The sequence below is a fragment of the Vibrio nitrifigilis genome (genome assembly GCF_015686695.1).
Lineage (GTDB): Bacteria > Pseudomonadota > Gammaproteobacteria > Enterobacterales > Vibrionaceae > Vibrio > Vibrio nitrifigilis.
The window spans coordinates 2,622,802-2,637,390 of record NZ_JADPMR010000001.1 but is presented as its reverse complement, the minus strand read 5'-3'; the positions used below and the strand labels follow the sequence as shown (position 1 = coordinate 2,637,390).

At 32.5% G+C, this 14,589-nt stretch carries 13 protein-coding genes; all 13 read right to left on the bottom strand.

The genetic code is table 11. The features are described 5' to 3' along the window. Positions 1 to 39: 39 nt before the first annotated feature. The 13 genes from I1A42_RS11695 to I1A42_RS11635 all read right to left on the bottom strand — a co-directional run bounded on the left by I1A42_RS11695 (position 40) and on the right by I1A42_RS11635 (position 13,913). A complete protein-coding gene (locus I1A42_RS11695; protein ID WP_196123580.1) occupies positions 40 to 1,083 on the bottom strand; it encodes a glycosyltransferase family 2 protein in 1,044 nt (347 codons plus the stop codon). 6 nt (positions 1,084 to 1,089) lie between these two features. Next, on the bottom strand, positions 1,090 to 2,430 hold the full coding sequence (locus I1A42_RS11690; protein ID WP_196123579.1) for a sulfotransferase family 2 domain-containing protein: 1,341 nt from the start codon (positions 2,428 to 2,430) through the stop codon (positions 1,090 to 1,092). Between the two features lie 18 nt (positions 2,431 to 2,448). After that, positions 2,449 to 3,324 (bottom strand): glycosyltransferase, encoded by an 876-nt coding sequence (locus I1A42_RS11685; protein ID WP_196123578.1) that lies wholly within the window; start codon positions 3,322 to 3,324, stop codon positions 2,449 to 2,451. 68 nt (positions 3,325 to 3,392) lie between these two features. Then, on the bottom strand, positions 3,393 to 4,538 hold the full coding sequence (gene glf, locus I1A42_RS11680; RefSeq protein WP_196123577.1) for a UDP-galactopyranose mutase: 1,146 nt from the start codon (positions 4,536 to 4,538) through the stop codon (positions 3,393 to 3,395). Then, complete coding sequence (locus I1A42_RS11675) at positions 4,538 to 5,329, bottom strand: hypothetical protein (RefSeq protein WP_196123576.1); 792 nt, start codon at positions 5,327 to 5,329, stop codon at positions 4,538 to 4,540. Before I1A42_RS11675 ends, glf begins: the two co-directional genes overlap by 1 nt. Then, a complete protein-coding gene (locus I1A42_RS11670; protein ID WP_196123575.1) occupies positions 5,322 to 6,323 on the bottom strand; it encodes a glycosyltransferase family 2 protein in 1,002 nt (333 codons plus the stop codon). Before I1A42_RS11670 ends, I1A42_RS11675 begins: the two co-directional genes overlap by 8 nt. Before the next feature lie 8 nt (positions 6,324 to 6,331). After that, positions 6,332 to 7,288, bottom strand: coding sequence for a glycosyltransferase family 2 protein (locus I1A42_RS11665; protein ID WP_196123574.1), 957 nt, complete (start codon positions 7,286 to 7,288; stop codon positions 6,332 to 6,334). 1 nt (position 7,289) lies between these two features. Next, positions 7,290 to 7,808 carry a hypothetical protein gene (locus tag I1A42_RS11660; protein ID WP_196123573.1) on the bottom strand — a complete coding sequence of 173 codons (519 nt, stop codon included), beginning with the start codon at positions 7,806 to 7,808 and terminating at the stop codon, positions 7,290 to 7,292. 83 nt (positions 7,809 to 7,891) lie between these two features. Beyond that, positions 7,892 to 9,067: a hypothetical protein gene (locus I1A42_RS11655; protein WP_196123572.1), complete on the bottom strand. Its 1,176-nt coding sequence runs from the start codon at positions 9,065 to 9,067 to the stop codon at positions 7,892 to 7,894. 413 nt (positions 9,068 to 9,480) lie between these two features. Further along, entirely contained in the window at positions 9,481 to 10,956 is a 1,476-nt protein-coding gene (locus I1A42_RS11650; protein ID WP_230389381.1) for a lipopolysaccharide biosynthesis protein, read from the bottom strand. Between the two features lie 13 nt (positions 10,957 to 10,969). Beyond that, positions 10,970 to 11,758 (bottom strand): ABC transporter permease, encoded by a 789-nt coding sequence (locus tag I1A42_RS11645; protein WP_196123571.1) that lies wholly within the window; start codon positions 11,756 to 11,758, stop codon positions 10,970 to 10,972. 9 nt (positions 11,759 to 11,767) lie between these two features. Further along, positions 11,768 to 13,498 carry a polysaccharide biosynthesis/export family protein gene (locus I1A42_RS11640; protein WP_196123570.1) on the bottom strand — a complete coding sequence of 577 codons (1,731 nt, stop codon included), beginning with the start codon at positions 13,496 to 13,498 and terminating at the stop codon, positions 11,768 to 11,770. A gap of 7 nt (positions 13,499 to 13,505) precedes the next feature. Further along, complete coding sequence (locus tag I1A42_RS11635; protein ID WP_196123569.1) at positions 13,506 to 13,913, bottom strand: hypothetical protein; 408 nt, start codon at positions 13,911 to 13,913, stop codon at positions 13,506 to 13,508. Positions 13,914 to 14,589: the final 676 nt, after the last annotated feature.

Here is a 14,589-nt window from a genome sequence, read left to right as displayed (position 1 = left end):
GCATTTTAAAATTTAAAAATTCTTAGTTGAAAATAAAAACTAATTTAATAAATTATCCTTTTTCATCTCTTTCAATACTAGCACTTGAGTCATAGCATAAATCTCAGTTAAAGCTCGACTAGGCTCAATACTCAAATAGTCGATAAAAAACCACAACTTAGTTGTGTAATTAAATGGATATATATAATAAAAAGAGCAGCGAAATTTCTTAAAATGTAGTAATTTTCTTAATGCATTTTGACTAAAAAAACCAGTATTTTTATTCCAATTCAAAATCCATTGAATTGTTTTATTTACTTGACGAATGGAAAAATGTGTATCCGGAAATATTCCTTGCTCATGAACACATAGAAGAATAATATCATCTAATTGAGCAGAAGAAAGCTCTGGCCAAACAGATCTAATCATTTTCCTAACAATCATTCTAGAGATTTCCATCTGCTGAGGATAATATTTACAAGAGACTTGGTCGCTATGACGATTATAACGCAATAAACCTTCTCTTAAATTATATAGCTTGCCATGTTTAGAAATTTCAAACCATAAAATATAATCTTCAGCATAAAGGTACTCAGTTCTATAGCGAATATTGTTTTCTTCCAATACACATCTTTTAATCATAACCGTAGGATGACAAATATTGCGTTCGAAGAAGTACAATGCCGCACGAATCTGCTCATCAGTTTCCGGGTACTGCATATAACTCTCAGTAGTAGTATTGAAATTTATAATACTCGTACCACAAGCAATATAATCCTCATTTTCTTCTAAGAAAGTAATCTGTTTTTCAAATCTCGTGGGTAAACAAATGTCATCGGCATCCATCCGAGCAACATACTTACCTTTTGCTATAGAAAGACCATAGTTAAGTACGGCAATTAAACCGACATTATGTGGCATATTCACTAATCGAATACGCGAATCTTCATAATCCTCAACAAGGCTCTGCGTCAAATCTGTAGAGCCATCATTAATTACGAGGAGTTCAAAATCCGTAAAAGTCTGATCAAGAACGCTATCTATAGCTCTACAAATATATGCCTGTGCATTAAAAGCTGGGAGAATAACGGTAATGGCAGTCATAAGAACTCAGTATAGTACCTTGTCTTGATTATTTTTAGACCACTTATTTAACAGCATCTCTTTGCTATACCAAGAAGATAACAAACGATAATCATCTTCAAAAAAATCAAATAGTTTATTCAGCTCAGATCGTGACAAACTAGCCAATGGAACTTTATTCTTCCCCACATGTGATTTTGGTATAGATACGTATTCTCCTGTAGCTTCATGTAGAAAACGCTCAAAATCATCGATCCGATTCATAGGGAAAACATGAGTAAATTTGGTTAAATCATTTTTCACGTGCCAACTTAATGGCTTACAGTGGTGCTCAATTACTGGCACTAACATATATTTATCTAGGTGTTCTATAAACTGACTGATATTAGGCCTAAAAAATGGCAGCTTTTTCAACAACCATGGACAATCACGTTCAATTGCCCCGCGATTAAGTTCACCATGATCATAAACGCGACTTCCAAAAGCTGATAAAAATCGTTCAATCGGGTCTCGAATGATAATTATCTTCTGCGGAAAGTGATTTAATGGAACAAGTCGTCGTGTCCAATAATCATGTACGTGAATACCATCATGATCATCTTTATTATATTCACATTCATTTTTAAGTTTATAAAGAGCCATTTTGACCGAGGAGCAAGCTGTCTTAGGTATAGGAAAATACCCGATGGAATTGTTAATTTCTATTGCTTGAAGCTGCTCCTTACCCGATACGAGAGCTATTCGATCATATCCACGTTGTCGATACTCATCTAGCTTTCTCTTAATGAAAGGGCCCTTTGGTCTCGCTCCATGAGCAAGCACCATCAATTTATAAGACAATTCAGGAGTCGTAGTTTCCAATCGAAGAGCAAGATCACGAATATAATCCACATCCTTTTCACTTCCAATATCACGAATGGTGAGAGCGTCAGGCTCTTTATCCTGAATATGCCTGTCTGTCAGTCCCATCATTTTTCTGAGGCGGCGAATACAAGCTGTAATCTTGACTTGGTCTACGTTTTCTAACAGATCTGACACAAGGTTTTGATATACTTTCGCACCTTGAACATCAATCTCTCTATTCTTCAATTTTGTTTTAAGTTGAGTTTGAGAAGGGAAATTAATCACATCATCTAGGGAGATTGTCACAATTACATCTGAGATATTATTTGAAGGCTCAAATTTTTTTCCATTACATTGAAGAGACCAAGTATGCTTAGTATCTCTAATTTTGATTTGAACAACAGTTGATACATAACTACCAATATCAGCATCTTCTAGTAAATAATTTAGAGCACGACTAACCAGAACTTGTTGCTTATTTTTTGATATAAAACGTAACGCGACCAATGTAATAGATTTTTTCATAATTTTTTATTTTTGAATTTATTTAACAAAGTTTCCTAGTAAACCACTTAAAATACGACAAAATATCTTTAATCTATATCGCCAACTAACGTTACCACTTTTCATTTCTTTATATCTTAACGCAAAAAAAAATAGCCAATCAGTAAAGCTTTGTTTATAAAAACGATACCAACTTTCATTTCTTGCACCATAACAGAATTTACCGATATTATATTCATTTATATTTCCGAACCAGACACCTTCATTATTTTGTGTATCGTGAATAACTTGGCTATTTAAAGCACAATAACATTCTAATTCGGAAGAAATGCGACGCGTATATTCAGCATCATCGAACCAAATAAAGAATTTTCCTATCGGAAAACCTACTTTATCAACAGCATGCCTAGTGACTAAACAGGAAACAAATGAGGAACCAATCACCTTTAAAATAGAACTTTCAGAGTTAAATACCCGCAAATAATCCCAATCGACGGAAGGTTGGTTCATTTCACAAACTGATCCATCTCTCCAATTCACTTTAGAACCAATAAATCCGATATTCTTGCCTTTTTCACACAACGAATGATATGCCAATAGAAGCTGTTCAAGCGCATCCCTCTCAACATAACAGTCATCATCCATAAGCCAAAACATGTCAGCCTCATTTCGATAAGCAGACTTCATTCCCAACTCGAACCCACCTGCCCCTCCAATATTTTTATCTAAATGAAATGGTTTAATTGCAGGGTATCTATCGGAAAAATTGTCTATAACTTGTTTCGTCTTTACACTGGAAGCATTATTAATAACATAAATATCATTAGGAACAACTGAACCAGATAACAACGAATCTAGACATGTATGTAATTTTTCTGGTCGATTATGAGTAACAACAATAGCAGCAATATTCACGTATTATCTTCACTGAAAATAAGTAATAGCCTCCAAATTGATAGTTTTAGAGACTAAAATAATTATTTTTATTCAAAAAAAGCAGGGAGAGGTAGACCAGCACTTAACGCTTTTAAAGCATGCTCTGCAGCATTTAAAGCCTTACGGATAGTCACATCCATATCCAAATACTGGTAAGTACCAAGTCGACCAACAAAACTTACTTTATTTTGGGCATTAGCTAATTGGACATATTTCTCAAAAAGTTCATTACCAGAATTGAATTTAACTGGGTAATATGGGATATCTCCATCTTCACACTGTCGGCTATACTCTTTATAGACAACACTGTTATCATGCTCTTCCCAAGGTGAAAAATGTTTATGTTCCGTAATCCGAGTATAAGGAACATTTTCATCACCGTAATTCATTACGGCCGTACCTTGGTAATCTCCTTGATGGATTTCTTTAACAAAGTCCAAAGTTCGATAACGTAAGCGCCCCAGCTCGTAATCAAAATAACTATCTAGTGGTCCACTAAAGAAAACATGATCGAAGTTATCGGCCATATCTCGTTTAAACTCTTTGTTAAGAATTACCTCGATATTTTCATGATCTAGTAACTTTTCAACAATTTCGTTATAACCATTAGCAGGCATCCCCTGATATTTATGGGCAAAATAATTATCATCGTAATTGAAACGAACAGGAAGACGTTTAAGAATACTAGCTGGAAGGTTCGATGGATGAATACCCCATTGTTTCAACGTATACCCTTTAAAAAAGGCTTCGTATAAATCTTTGCCAATAAAGCGCATCGCTTGTTCTTCAAAAGTTTGTGGTTCTTTGATTGAAGAATCAGCGACAGATTCGATAAAATCCTGTGCTTCATTCGGAGTAAAAGACTTGCCGAAAAATTGATTAATGGTGTGTAAGTTTATGGGTAGAGAATAAACTGCTCCCTGAGAAGTCGTCTTTACTCTATTTGTATAGGGTTTAAATTCTGTTAAATCATTAACAAAATCCCATACTTCCTTATCATCAGTATGAAAAATATGTGGGCCATAGGTATGAACTAGTACATCAGTTTGAGAGTCACGTTCAGTATAACAGTTACCAGCAATATGGTTGCGACTTTCAAAAACAGTTACTTTGTAACCAGCTTGTGCGAGTTTATTACCTATTATCGCACATGAAAGACCAGCACCAACAAGTACAATCTTAGTATGGTTCATCAAAGAAACTCCTCATAAGCGTAATCATACATACCTATTTCACGTAATTCTTGGAAAAAATCATGATATTTTTCTTCTCTTTCATCTTTAGACATTTTTTCCTGTTTGACCAAATTAGATGTATACGTAGTACTCTTTTTTATATCTAATCCGCTTTCTCTTAAGCTGTAATAGATACAATTATTTAGATGTTCTTGACTAATATTGATATGGTTGTTGTACGATATAATCTTAAATTTTTGATTATTTTTAATTAAGCAATCTATAACAGAATTATACCATTCATCATTCACACGGCACCATTTTAGAAAATCATCAACACTTAACTTTAATTCTATATCCGTTGTATTCTTTTTTAACCAAGCACCTGATAATAAGGCCTTTTGGAGTGAAAGGTAGACATCCACTCGGCTCCTTACAATTAAAAACTTCAAGTAATCGCTGTTTTTTACAAACCTTTCTATTATGATATTATTATCGAGCTGATTAGGAAATATCTTAAATGAAAATAATTCAAATCCATTGTTGATAACTTTTTCTGTAACTTTATGAGTAAATATTAATGGGCGACTATTTCTAAGAGAAAAAGGATTATCATCTTTAATATTAAGCTCTGCCATCATCTCATTGATAACATCTGGAAAAAAACCTTCAATGCCGTATGAACCTTGCTCTCCAAATATCTCCTTTGCACTATATACTTGTTCAAATCCATTTAGGCTATCACAAAAATAATTAGTTCCGCTTCTATTTATTGATATAATACACAGTTTGCTGATTTTTTTACTCATTACATAATTCCAAATATTTTTCGAAGTTATCACTGATGATATATGAAAATAGCATAAAAACATATTTATTATGCTTGTTTTTTTCTAAAATAGAATATATTTCTTCTTCTCCCCAACGAGATAAAAGAGGTCTAATCAGGCAATAAAAACGATATTGGTTATAAATATGTGTACGTTCGCTAACGTAAAGAACATGATTTATAAACCATTGAAGCAATTCAATTTCGTAGCTAGAGCTTAAATTATTTTCTTCTAAAAAACCTTCAATAGTTAAAAAATGCTCGAACATCTTCAAAAATTTTTCACCTTTACCAATAACTGTTTGGTTAGGATTTCCCATTCGATAATAATGAGTGGCCTCTTTATTAATTAAGCATCTCTCTGACTTAGTGACGACCATCCAATGAAAAGGATTGTCCTCAAAGAAATAATCACCTTCAGGGAAGCGTATATTATGAATATCTAAGAATTCTTTTCGATAGATTTTCCGCCAAGGCATCGCGGCCACTTTTAACAAATCTTTCTTTAACTCTTCATACGGTTTATGTTCTTCTAGTGATTGAATTTGCTCATGATCTGGATGAGGAAGATATTCACCTGTTGACATCCAAAAATCGATATTCTCCGAGAAGATAAAATCAGCATCACTATTAGCTAGCCTGTTAACAGCGCGTGTAAAAGCATCAGGGGCAATCCAGTCATCACCGTCAATAAACGCGATTAAATCGCCCTTAGCCATATTAAGACCATAGTTAGCAGCAGTAGCTACTCCTCCTTGAGTATTATTTTCAAAATTGACAATTTCTAGTGAAAAGTTCTTAGGAGTAGGAAAATGGGTTTTATATTGATCTAAAATTTGCTCTGTACCATCATTTGAACCATCGTTTATAACGATGATTTCGACATCGTTTATTTTTATCTCAAATAAGGACTGAAGAGTCTTATCAATATATTTTTCAACATTATACCCACAGACAATAATTGAAAGTTTCATTGTATATCCTATATTTCCAAGTGTTTAATTTTGTCTATGATATTTTGATGATTATATTTAATTAATATTTCTTTTTTTGTTTCATCCAATTTATTTAAAGATTTAACTGCTAATTTTCTGTATTCATCTAATAAATCGACACTAATATTACATTTTCCCCAATTGATTATGTCGCATTTGAACTCATAGAAAACAGGAACATAACCATTCAACCAATCTTCTGATAACTTATCCTCCACAATATCAAGAGCAGAGAACAAATCTAGCCGATATTTACCTTTATATTCTGTTGCACGACCAGCATTATTTTCAGAACGATTATGCTTATATAAACCAGGTAGGTTTGAAAATAACTTAACTGATTTACAATGAATCATATACATCCAATGGAAAACAATATCTTCTTGCATTCTTAAATCAGGGTATTTTATATCGAACTTCTCAATGATTGACTTTTTATATAATTTATTCCAGGGGAAATTAGCTAATTCCAAAACCCAATTTGCATTCCATAAGTATTCATCAGACGAATATGTAGAACCCCACTTACTGAATATTTTCTCATCCTGAGGATGCATTTTATATATATTTTCACTATTTTTAACGATAAGTTGATATGGAAAAATACGGCAATCAGCATCACAACTTAACATTCTAGAAAAATAAAATGGCCATGCTTCAATAAGAGAATCATCAGAATCAATGAAAGCCAATGTCTCATATGTTGCCAAGCCCATACCTATATTTCTTGATATACCAGGTCCAGAATTAACTTCATTGAAATGACATTTAAATTCAAATAGAATTTGAGTACTTTTTAAATACTCGTAAGTACCATCTGTTGAATGATCATCAACAAATATAACTTCAAACTTTAAATCACTTGCAGAATAATTATTAAAAAAACTGACTTGTCTTTTTATATTATCCAAATCATTATATGACGGTATAATAAAAGAGATCATATTATAAACACCTAGCTGACATTATGTTAATTTTATTAAATTTAAACCTAAAAGACTTACTTTCAAAAAATAAAATGATTGTTCCTTTTTTTGACTGGTAATCTTGAACATCAAGTGGAATATCTATCTTATTTTTAAACTCAGAAAAAATTAATACTTTCGAATACATTGCATCGGAATATCCATCACTCCTAATACCTATTCTAACTGGTAATGTTTTTTTTGTTGATATATCTATTGAAAGTAGTATTTTTTCGTACTTGAAAAATTTATTTATATCTAACTCTAAAGAAAACCAAGAGTTTTCTGGATTATATACTTCCAGTTCTCCTTTAGATATTGATTTAATTTCAATAGTTTTCGTTCTATCATAACCGAATGTAATATTAGGTAGCACGTATTGATAGGCATCAGGTTTATAATCAAGAGTGAGAGTTGTAAGCTTATCCAAACTTTTACTAACCGACGTAATTATTGTACCATTTAATAGACGTTTTATTTTTCTCAAAAATTTTTTCATGTTAATAACCAAAAATCATATAAAAATATAGACCTAAAATTGTTTAATTTATTCCATGCTATAATCTTAATAAATAACCATTATTATTTATTTAATTTCAACAAATAATCATTTAATTTTGTTTTTATATATGGCCCTTCAGGCCTGTTATTAGCTGCAACATTCATTAGCATATATTTGATATCAGCGTTCTCTATATTTACAGCATAATCTCTTATAAAATCAATTTGGCTATCATTTAAAATACTCACATAGTCTCTTTCTTGATTCATTATAATATCATGTACTAATTCAAGATCTTTAATCCAATTTTTATAATCTATAGAATTTCTAGGTTTAAAAAAACTTTCGAATGCTATTTGATTTATAACACCTAACTTTTCCATTTTTATATTTTTATTTAAAAATTTAGTAAAATATGGAGGATTAGTCTGGCTATTTGGTACGTTCACAAGATATCTTTCAGCATTACCACTAAGAATAATATCAGGTGCTAAGCAGTTTGCGACATCTTTAATTATATATGGCTCTCTTAAATATAAAACTTCACTAAACAAATGAGAAAGATAATTTAAGCAACCAACAAAAAAACTATCACCAAAAAGAAGCACTCTTTTTTTTATAGGGGCTTGTGTATTAATTTTTAAATGCATTTCTCCATTATTTCCAGGAAGAACATGATTGGTGGTAAAACTATGAATATCAGAACCTACATCAAACCTATCAATAATATCAACTTCGATAGGTTTCTCCCCTAACATTTTTCCAACGTCACCTTTATAAAATGACTTTTTCAAATGAAAAGGTAAAATAGGAATGTTTATACCTGCCCTTGATAGCGCTTCATTAATAATTTTGATATATCCTTTATATGAGCAATGAGTATCATTTATTATGAACCACTCTTCCGATATATTTTTTAAACTAGGATAATAAACATTGTGTTGACTGGTATGTTCTTCTGTTACAATATTTTTTATTTTGATACCCAGAGACTCAAACCTTTGTTTATATGCAATAGCTTTACATGGAAAAATTATGTGTTGGTAAATTATTTTATTTTTTATGCAGAAATCATTATTCTCTTTAATGTTAAATATAAAATTATCAATACTTTCCCTGCTTATATTTTTATTCCCATTAATATATTCAAATTGATTTTGACCACTATTTTTCTGCCTAAGAAATAAAGCATTTATGCCTTTTATTTTAATAACACCACGACTAACCTCAATGTGTTTATTATTTTCAAATATCATCTCAACCTTCGTTTATATTATATCCAAATAAAAATATATTGTTAACTTATAAAAATTCTAAATAAGAAAATCGAATAAATATTTCTGTCATATAAGACTGACGATCACTTTACTTGAGTAATATTCATTAATTTCATAACATATTCTTTTACTCAGGAAGACGCTTGCCACTTTTTCCCTTTTATAAAAAGTAACAGAACCGCTTACCTTACCCTGATAAAACCCAATAAACTTTGAGGAAAATAATATGAAACAATTTATTAGCAATTTTAGTCGTTTGCTGGCATTAGGTTAAGATACTAAAAATAAATATATTAGTTATCTAAAGTGATAATTAAAATCTATTTTCAATACTAATCAATTAGAAATAATATAAATGTATATAAATTCTTCATAATAAAATTTAAACTTGTTTATTTAATTTCTTTAATAGTTAGAAATATAATACGTCCTACTCCATATCCCATAGCTAGGATAATAAAAAATAGAACTATATTATAAGGAATTTCAGGATATTTATTATTGTCTGGTAAGGTTGGGTTTTCAACAATCACAAGGTACTTCAATTGCCGATAAGTTTCTATACGAGATTTTTCTAAAGAGACTTGTGAAGACGTGTAGGCCTTAAGTGCAAGCTCATTATCAACTTTTAAGTCGGCATATTTAGCTAATATATCGCCAACTGAATACTTATCTTCTTTACCTCTGGTTGCTAACTTATTGCGCTCATTTTCAAGTTGCATTTTTAAGCCTGAAATTTCTTGCTTTAAAGTTAATACCTTCGGTGCATTGTCTGACATGATATGTCGAGCTGTTTTCAGCTCAGCTTCTTTCGCGGTGATCTGTCCTTCCAAAGTATACGCAATCTTCTGGAGTGCCACACCCTCTACTGTTGGATCGAGCAAATTATATTTTTGCTGGAACTTTAATAAATGGCTTTGTGCTAATTTTAATTTCTCTTCAATGTTTTTTTGTTCTTGTTTTACAAAATCCAGTTGGGCTTCAGCTAACTGATGTCCAATCGAATTAATATACCATTCAGAACGTTTTACTATTGTTTTTACTAATAAATTAGAAAATATCGAAGAAAAGCCCTGAGCATAAATACTCAGTATTCCAGAATTACTGTCAATATCTACACTAATATGCTTTTGATAATATGTTAAAAATGATTCTTTATCATCTTTAATCAGACGGCTAAAGATATCAATACTTTGATTAGTATAATGATCTCGTAAATGAATTTTTTCATCCAAAAACTCCAACATATCCGTTGAATAAATATATGTTTTTAATATTTCAGGATCAGTTCCAGACGCAGATCCAACACCAAGGCCACTCAATAAAGCCATAGAAGTATCGAGTGTTGTAGTCGTATCTGGCTGCTGCACTATTACTTTAGCTTCACTCTGATATCTATCTGAAGCTATAATTAATTGATACAAAGAAAAAATAATTGTAGGAATAATAACTAAAATAATAAAGGGATATTTAAAACAATTTTTCAGAACTAATCGATAATTTGTTATTTCTGTTGAATCTATTCTTTCATTTATTGCCTCTTCTTGTTTATTAGATGGCAACAAAGTAGTTAGTAGTTCTATTCTTTCATCAATTTTTTTTATTATAAATTCGTTTTTTTGATTATTTTTTTTTAACTTTAGATAATCTAAGTTATTCCACTGCTCTTCTGAAAGGTTATTTTTAAAAAAATTAAACTCTTTATGGTTTTTTAAGTTTTTTACTCTAATATTAATTCTTTTAGATAGTTCAGGATCTAAAAATTCTAATTCATCTACTTTTATTTTTAAAAAATCGATATTATTAAATTCTTCTTTCGTAATACTATCCCGAAATTCTTCAAATTTCTTTTCAATAATTCTATTCATATATTTATCGACTTTAATGGCTTATTGCCTGCTTCCAACTAATGTGATAGCACGATATGGCAAAAGAAAATAATGTTAATGTGATTACATTCACATAAAAATCACTAACCCCAGAGTTTCCATACTGAGTGACAGCGGCGTAACGAGTTAGCTCTATAATATGTAAGATTGGGTTCCATGTAAGGTAATGCCAATATTTCTCAGGAATATCTTGTAAACTCATGAATGTTCCTGATATAAAAAATAAAGGTTTTGTGATTATTTCTGTTACTTTTTTTAATTCAGGAACAAAACAATATGCCATTGCTAAAATAGTACCTAGACTTACCGCTATTAACCATAACTTTACTAGATTTACTATCACCTCTAATGGGTCGTTAATTGCTATATCTAAACTAAATAGATAGCTTATTATTCCAAGAATAATTACTACAAATAATTTTATTAAAAACTCTAAACCAGCAATTGCTAATATGGCACTGATTGGTTGAACTTGTCGAAAAGAGAACAGCTGTTTATTTTTTGTTACTGCGTTAGCTGTTGAGTTCATGGTGATCAAAAAAAACTGTATCAATGTCATACCGATCATCATAAATAAAAAGGTCGACATACCATGTACATCTCTTCCACCACTGAGTGTATTCCTCATCATGGATAAAGCAAAAATAAAACTAACCGGGGAAATCACAGCCCAAGAAATCCCCACTTTATCATTAAATTTGCTTTTAATTTCTCGTAAGAAAATAGCAATGATAACATCGCCCCATACTTGCAATTTTGAACGCGATTTCACTGCTGCCATAACATAACCTTATAAAGCAACTTTTGCCGCGACTGCAATCTGATAAATAATTTGCGTGATATCTTTTGTTAGCTGCATGCCTTTCGTTTCAACTTTAGGTAATACTAATATCTGATCACCTTTGCGAATTTTAGATTCTGGATCAAATTCGACTAACCCATTCGCGTGCACAATCGCAATATGCTCATCATCAGCTCGATCGCTAAAACCTCCGGCCCAAGCAATATAATCATCTAAGGTTGCTTGTGAGTTATAGACTACTGCTTGAGGCATCAGCACTTCACCACCAACCTGAATCAAGTCAGTTTGGTATGGGATTACAATTTGGTCGCCCTCTTCCAGTTGGATATCGGCGATATTGCCATTATCAGAGACAACCACGCGCCCATCCGGCTTAACCTTTCGAGCTTGAGCAGTAAACTGCATCACCATTTTTGCTTCTTCTGCTCGAATTCCGGCTTCACCATCTGAAGAAGCGGGCGCTGTAAGCACACTACGCTCTAATCGTTCTAGCGAATCATCCAACATTTTCTTCTGTCGCTCAGCCACACTTTTGCGTAATACGTAGATAGAATTGGTATCTGCAAGTTTGGGATCAACAGGAATATAATTCAGGATGTCGTGCAGGTGGGTAGATTGGTCGACAGCGAAATAAGATGGTCCTTGGTAGCTACCCGATACTTGAATATCTAATACCTTTGAACGTAAATCATCATTAAAGATGACTTTGTCACCATCTTTTAAGGAAAATGATTTGAAATCATCGTAAGTCATGTAAAGGGAAATAGGGCCAGAGTCTCGATTACCAACAATACCCACATGGCTTACTTTCGCTAATGGTCGAGCATATTTAATTAACTGTTCACCAGTTGTATTGTCTTGATTCAGTTCAAAGCGGAAAGGATTACGAGCACTGCCTGTTACTGTGATGGCTGCCTTTTGTGGTGTCACTAAAATGATATCACCATCTTTAAAACTTACGTGAGGTAGTTTACCCGAGCGCATAAAATCGTAGAGATCCGCAGTCGCTATGATTTTACCCTGGCGAATCACCTCAATATCACGGTAGCTTCCTCGCTCAGAATCAACACCGCCAGCTCTTTGCAGATAATAAAGCAGGCTATCAGATGCCATACCTGCATATTGCCCAGGGCGAATAATCGCACCAGATAAATATACACTTACAGGGGTAGCAGTAAGCAGGTTAACGTAAACATTCACATTGCGGGTGTAGACTTGCTTTATTTTTTTAGAGACATAACTGTTTATTGAGCCTGCCATCACATCTTTAACATAAATGGGGCCAATATCTGGAATAAAGATGTTTCCCTGATTATCAACAGTTACCACACTCGAATAGTTTGTTGCCCCCCAAATCCAAATATTTAACTTATCGCCAGCGGCGATAGGGTAATTATCTCGGGTACCATCTGTTCTCTCTGTCTCATAGCCACCAGCGAATAGGTTCGCTCCGTAAGGAGGCGGCATATCTTCACCAGATGAAGGCAGCAAATCACGAATATTGGCCTCGCTTGGCAACAGTAACCCTTTGCGTTGGGTTTTCTCATAGCTACCACTTTCTAATGTTTGATTTGGGGCGCTAGTAGAGGCATCCACTTTGGAAGGCGTTGCTGAAGAGGATTGATTAAGAAGGAGAAAACTACTGTCCGCAGCAAACGCACTGTTAATGAACAGTAGACCAGAAAAGAGTGCAATGGCCGTCTTTTGTTTAAAAATCATAAGTCACTTAAAGTTTCAGATCTGACGTTGGTTTTTTGATATCACGCGTTAGATACCATGGCGTGAGTGCGGTGAGTTCATCTTGAGAGGCATGAGTACATGCAATGCGCTGAGTGTGTGTACTTGAATTGATATTTTTAATCGTTAAATTTCGACACAGTAGACCTAACGCAGAAATATAGGATTTAGTGGCAAACACATTGTAATTGACTTCACTAATACGGGCCGTGCCTGCAACTGAGAAATGTTTCCAAAAGATTAGTGGCAATTCTTGTCCTAAAGAATCAACGTCAGAATAAGAAGATTCGACTAAAGGAACAGTTGCTTCAATATGCCTTGGAGGGGATGAACAGCCAGATAAAAACAGACAGGATAAGAAAATTGATAGTACTAATTTATTACGATAATTCTTCATTTGATACGCTACCGCCCTACGGTTTAGGCGTTTTCCATAACACGCGCAAGTAATCCATTACAACTATAAATATAAGACGTCATCAATTACATTTTTCTAATTAATGTAAATCTAATAGATATAAGGTTGCCAACTAATAAGTTTTATTTTAATAGCGCACGAAGATACCTTATGCCATCACTTAAAATCAACCTTAATTTGACATTTTTCTGACTCAATATTAATTAAATAAAATTCAAACAAATAAAAACAAGAGATAAAATCTTTTATTATCAGTAAGTTAATAAGTTCATATGGGAAAGTTATTGTTCATAAAATAATAAAAAAAACCAATGTGCAACTAAATGAATAATAGCTAAATAATTATTAGGTTAAATAAAAATGGATAATTTTTAACCATGCTTATCGCTACATTAATTGATAGTTATAATATTTATAAGAGCGGATTTTAATCTTATGGGGTATTTATAAGCTTTATTATTAATATAAACACAAAGGAAGAAAAATAAATTATTGAATCAAAGTCACAGAATATATCGATTTAATTCTAATTTCAGGGAGGGAAGTTAGAGAGTTACACCAACGATCTCTTAGGTTATTTGTCATTTATATCGTTATTCGCATTTCTACATATTCTGCACGTTCAACGGTGTCCTAACCCACGGACTCGCTGTGA

What these genes read in the sequence shown, in the direction of transcription:
- I1A42_RS11695 (WP_196123580.1), bottom strand. Translation starts at nt 1,083, where the DNA reads ATGACTGCCATTACCGTTATTCTCCCAGCTTTTAATGCACAGGCATAT.
- I1A42_RS11690 (WP_196123579.1), bottom strand. Translation starts at nt 2,430, where the DNA reads ATGAAAAAATCTATTACATTGGTCGCGTTACGTTTTATATCAAAAAAT.
- glf (WP_196123577.1), bottom strand. Translation starts at nt 4,538, where the DNA reads ATGAACCATACTAAGATTGTACTTGTTGGTGCTGGTCTTTCATGTGCG.
- I1A42_RS11675 (WP_196123576.1), bottom strand. Translation starts at nt 5,329, where the DNA reads ATGAGTAAAAAAATCAGCAAACTGTGTATTATATCAATAAATAGAAGC.
- I1A42_RS11670 (WP_196123575.1), bottom strand. Translation starts at nt 6,323, where the DNA reads ATGAAACTTTCAATTATTGTCTGTGGGTATAATGTTGAAAAATATATT.
- I1A42_RS11665 (WP_196123574.1), bottom strand. Translation starts at nt 7,288, where the DNA reads ATGATCTCTTTTATTATACCGTCATATAATGATTTGGATAATATAAAA.
- I1A42_RS11660 (WP_196123573.1), bottom strand. Translation starts at nt 7,808, where the DNA reads ATGAAAAAATTTTTGAGAAAAATAAAACGTCTATTAAATGGTACAATA.
- I1A42_RS11655 (WP_196123572.1), bottom strand. Translation starts at nt 9,067, where the DNA reads ATGATATTTGAAAATAATAAACACATTGAGGTTAGTCGTGGTGTTATT.
- I1A42_RS11650 (WP_230389381.1), bottom strand. Translation starts at nt 10,956, where the DNA reads ATGAATAGAATTATTGAAAAGAAATTTGAAGAATTTCGGGATAGTATT.
- I1A42_RS11645 (WP_196123571.1), bottom strand. Translation starts at nt 11,758, where the DNA reads ATGGCAGCAGTGAAATCGCGTTCAAAATTGCAAGTATGGGGCGATGTT.
- I1A42_RS11640 (WP_196123570.1), bottom strand. Translation starts at nt 13,498, where the DNA reads ATGATTTTTAAACAAAAGACGGCCATTGCACTCTTTTCTGGTCTACTG.
- I1A42_RS11635 (WP_196123569.1), bottom strand. Translation starts at nt 13,913, where the DNA reads ATGAAGAATTATCGTAATAAATTAGTACTATCAATTTTCTTATCCTGT.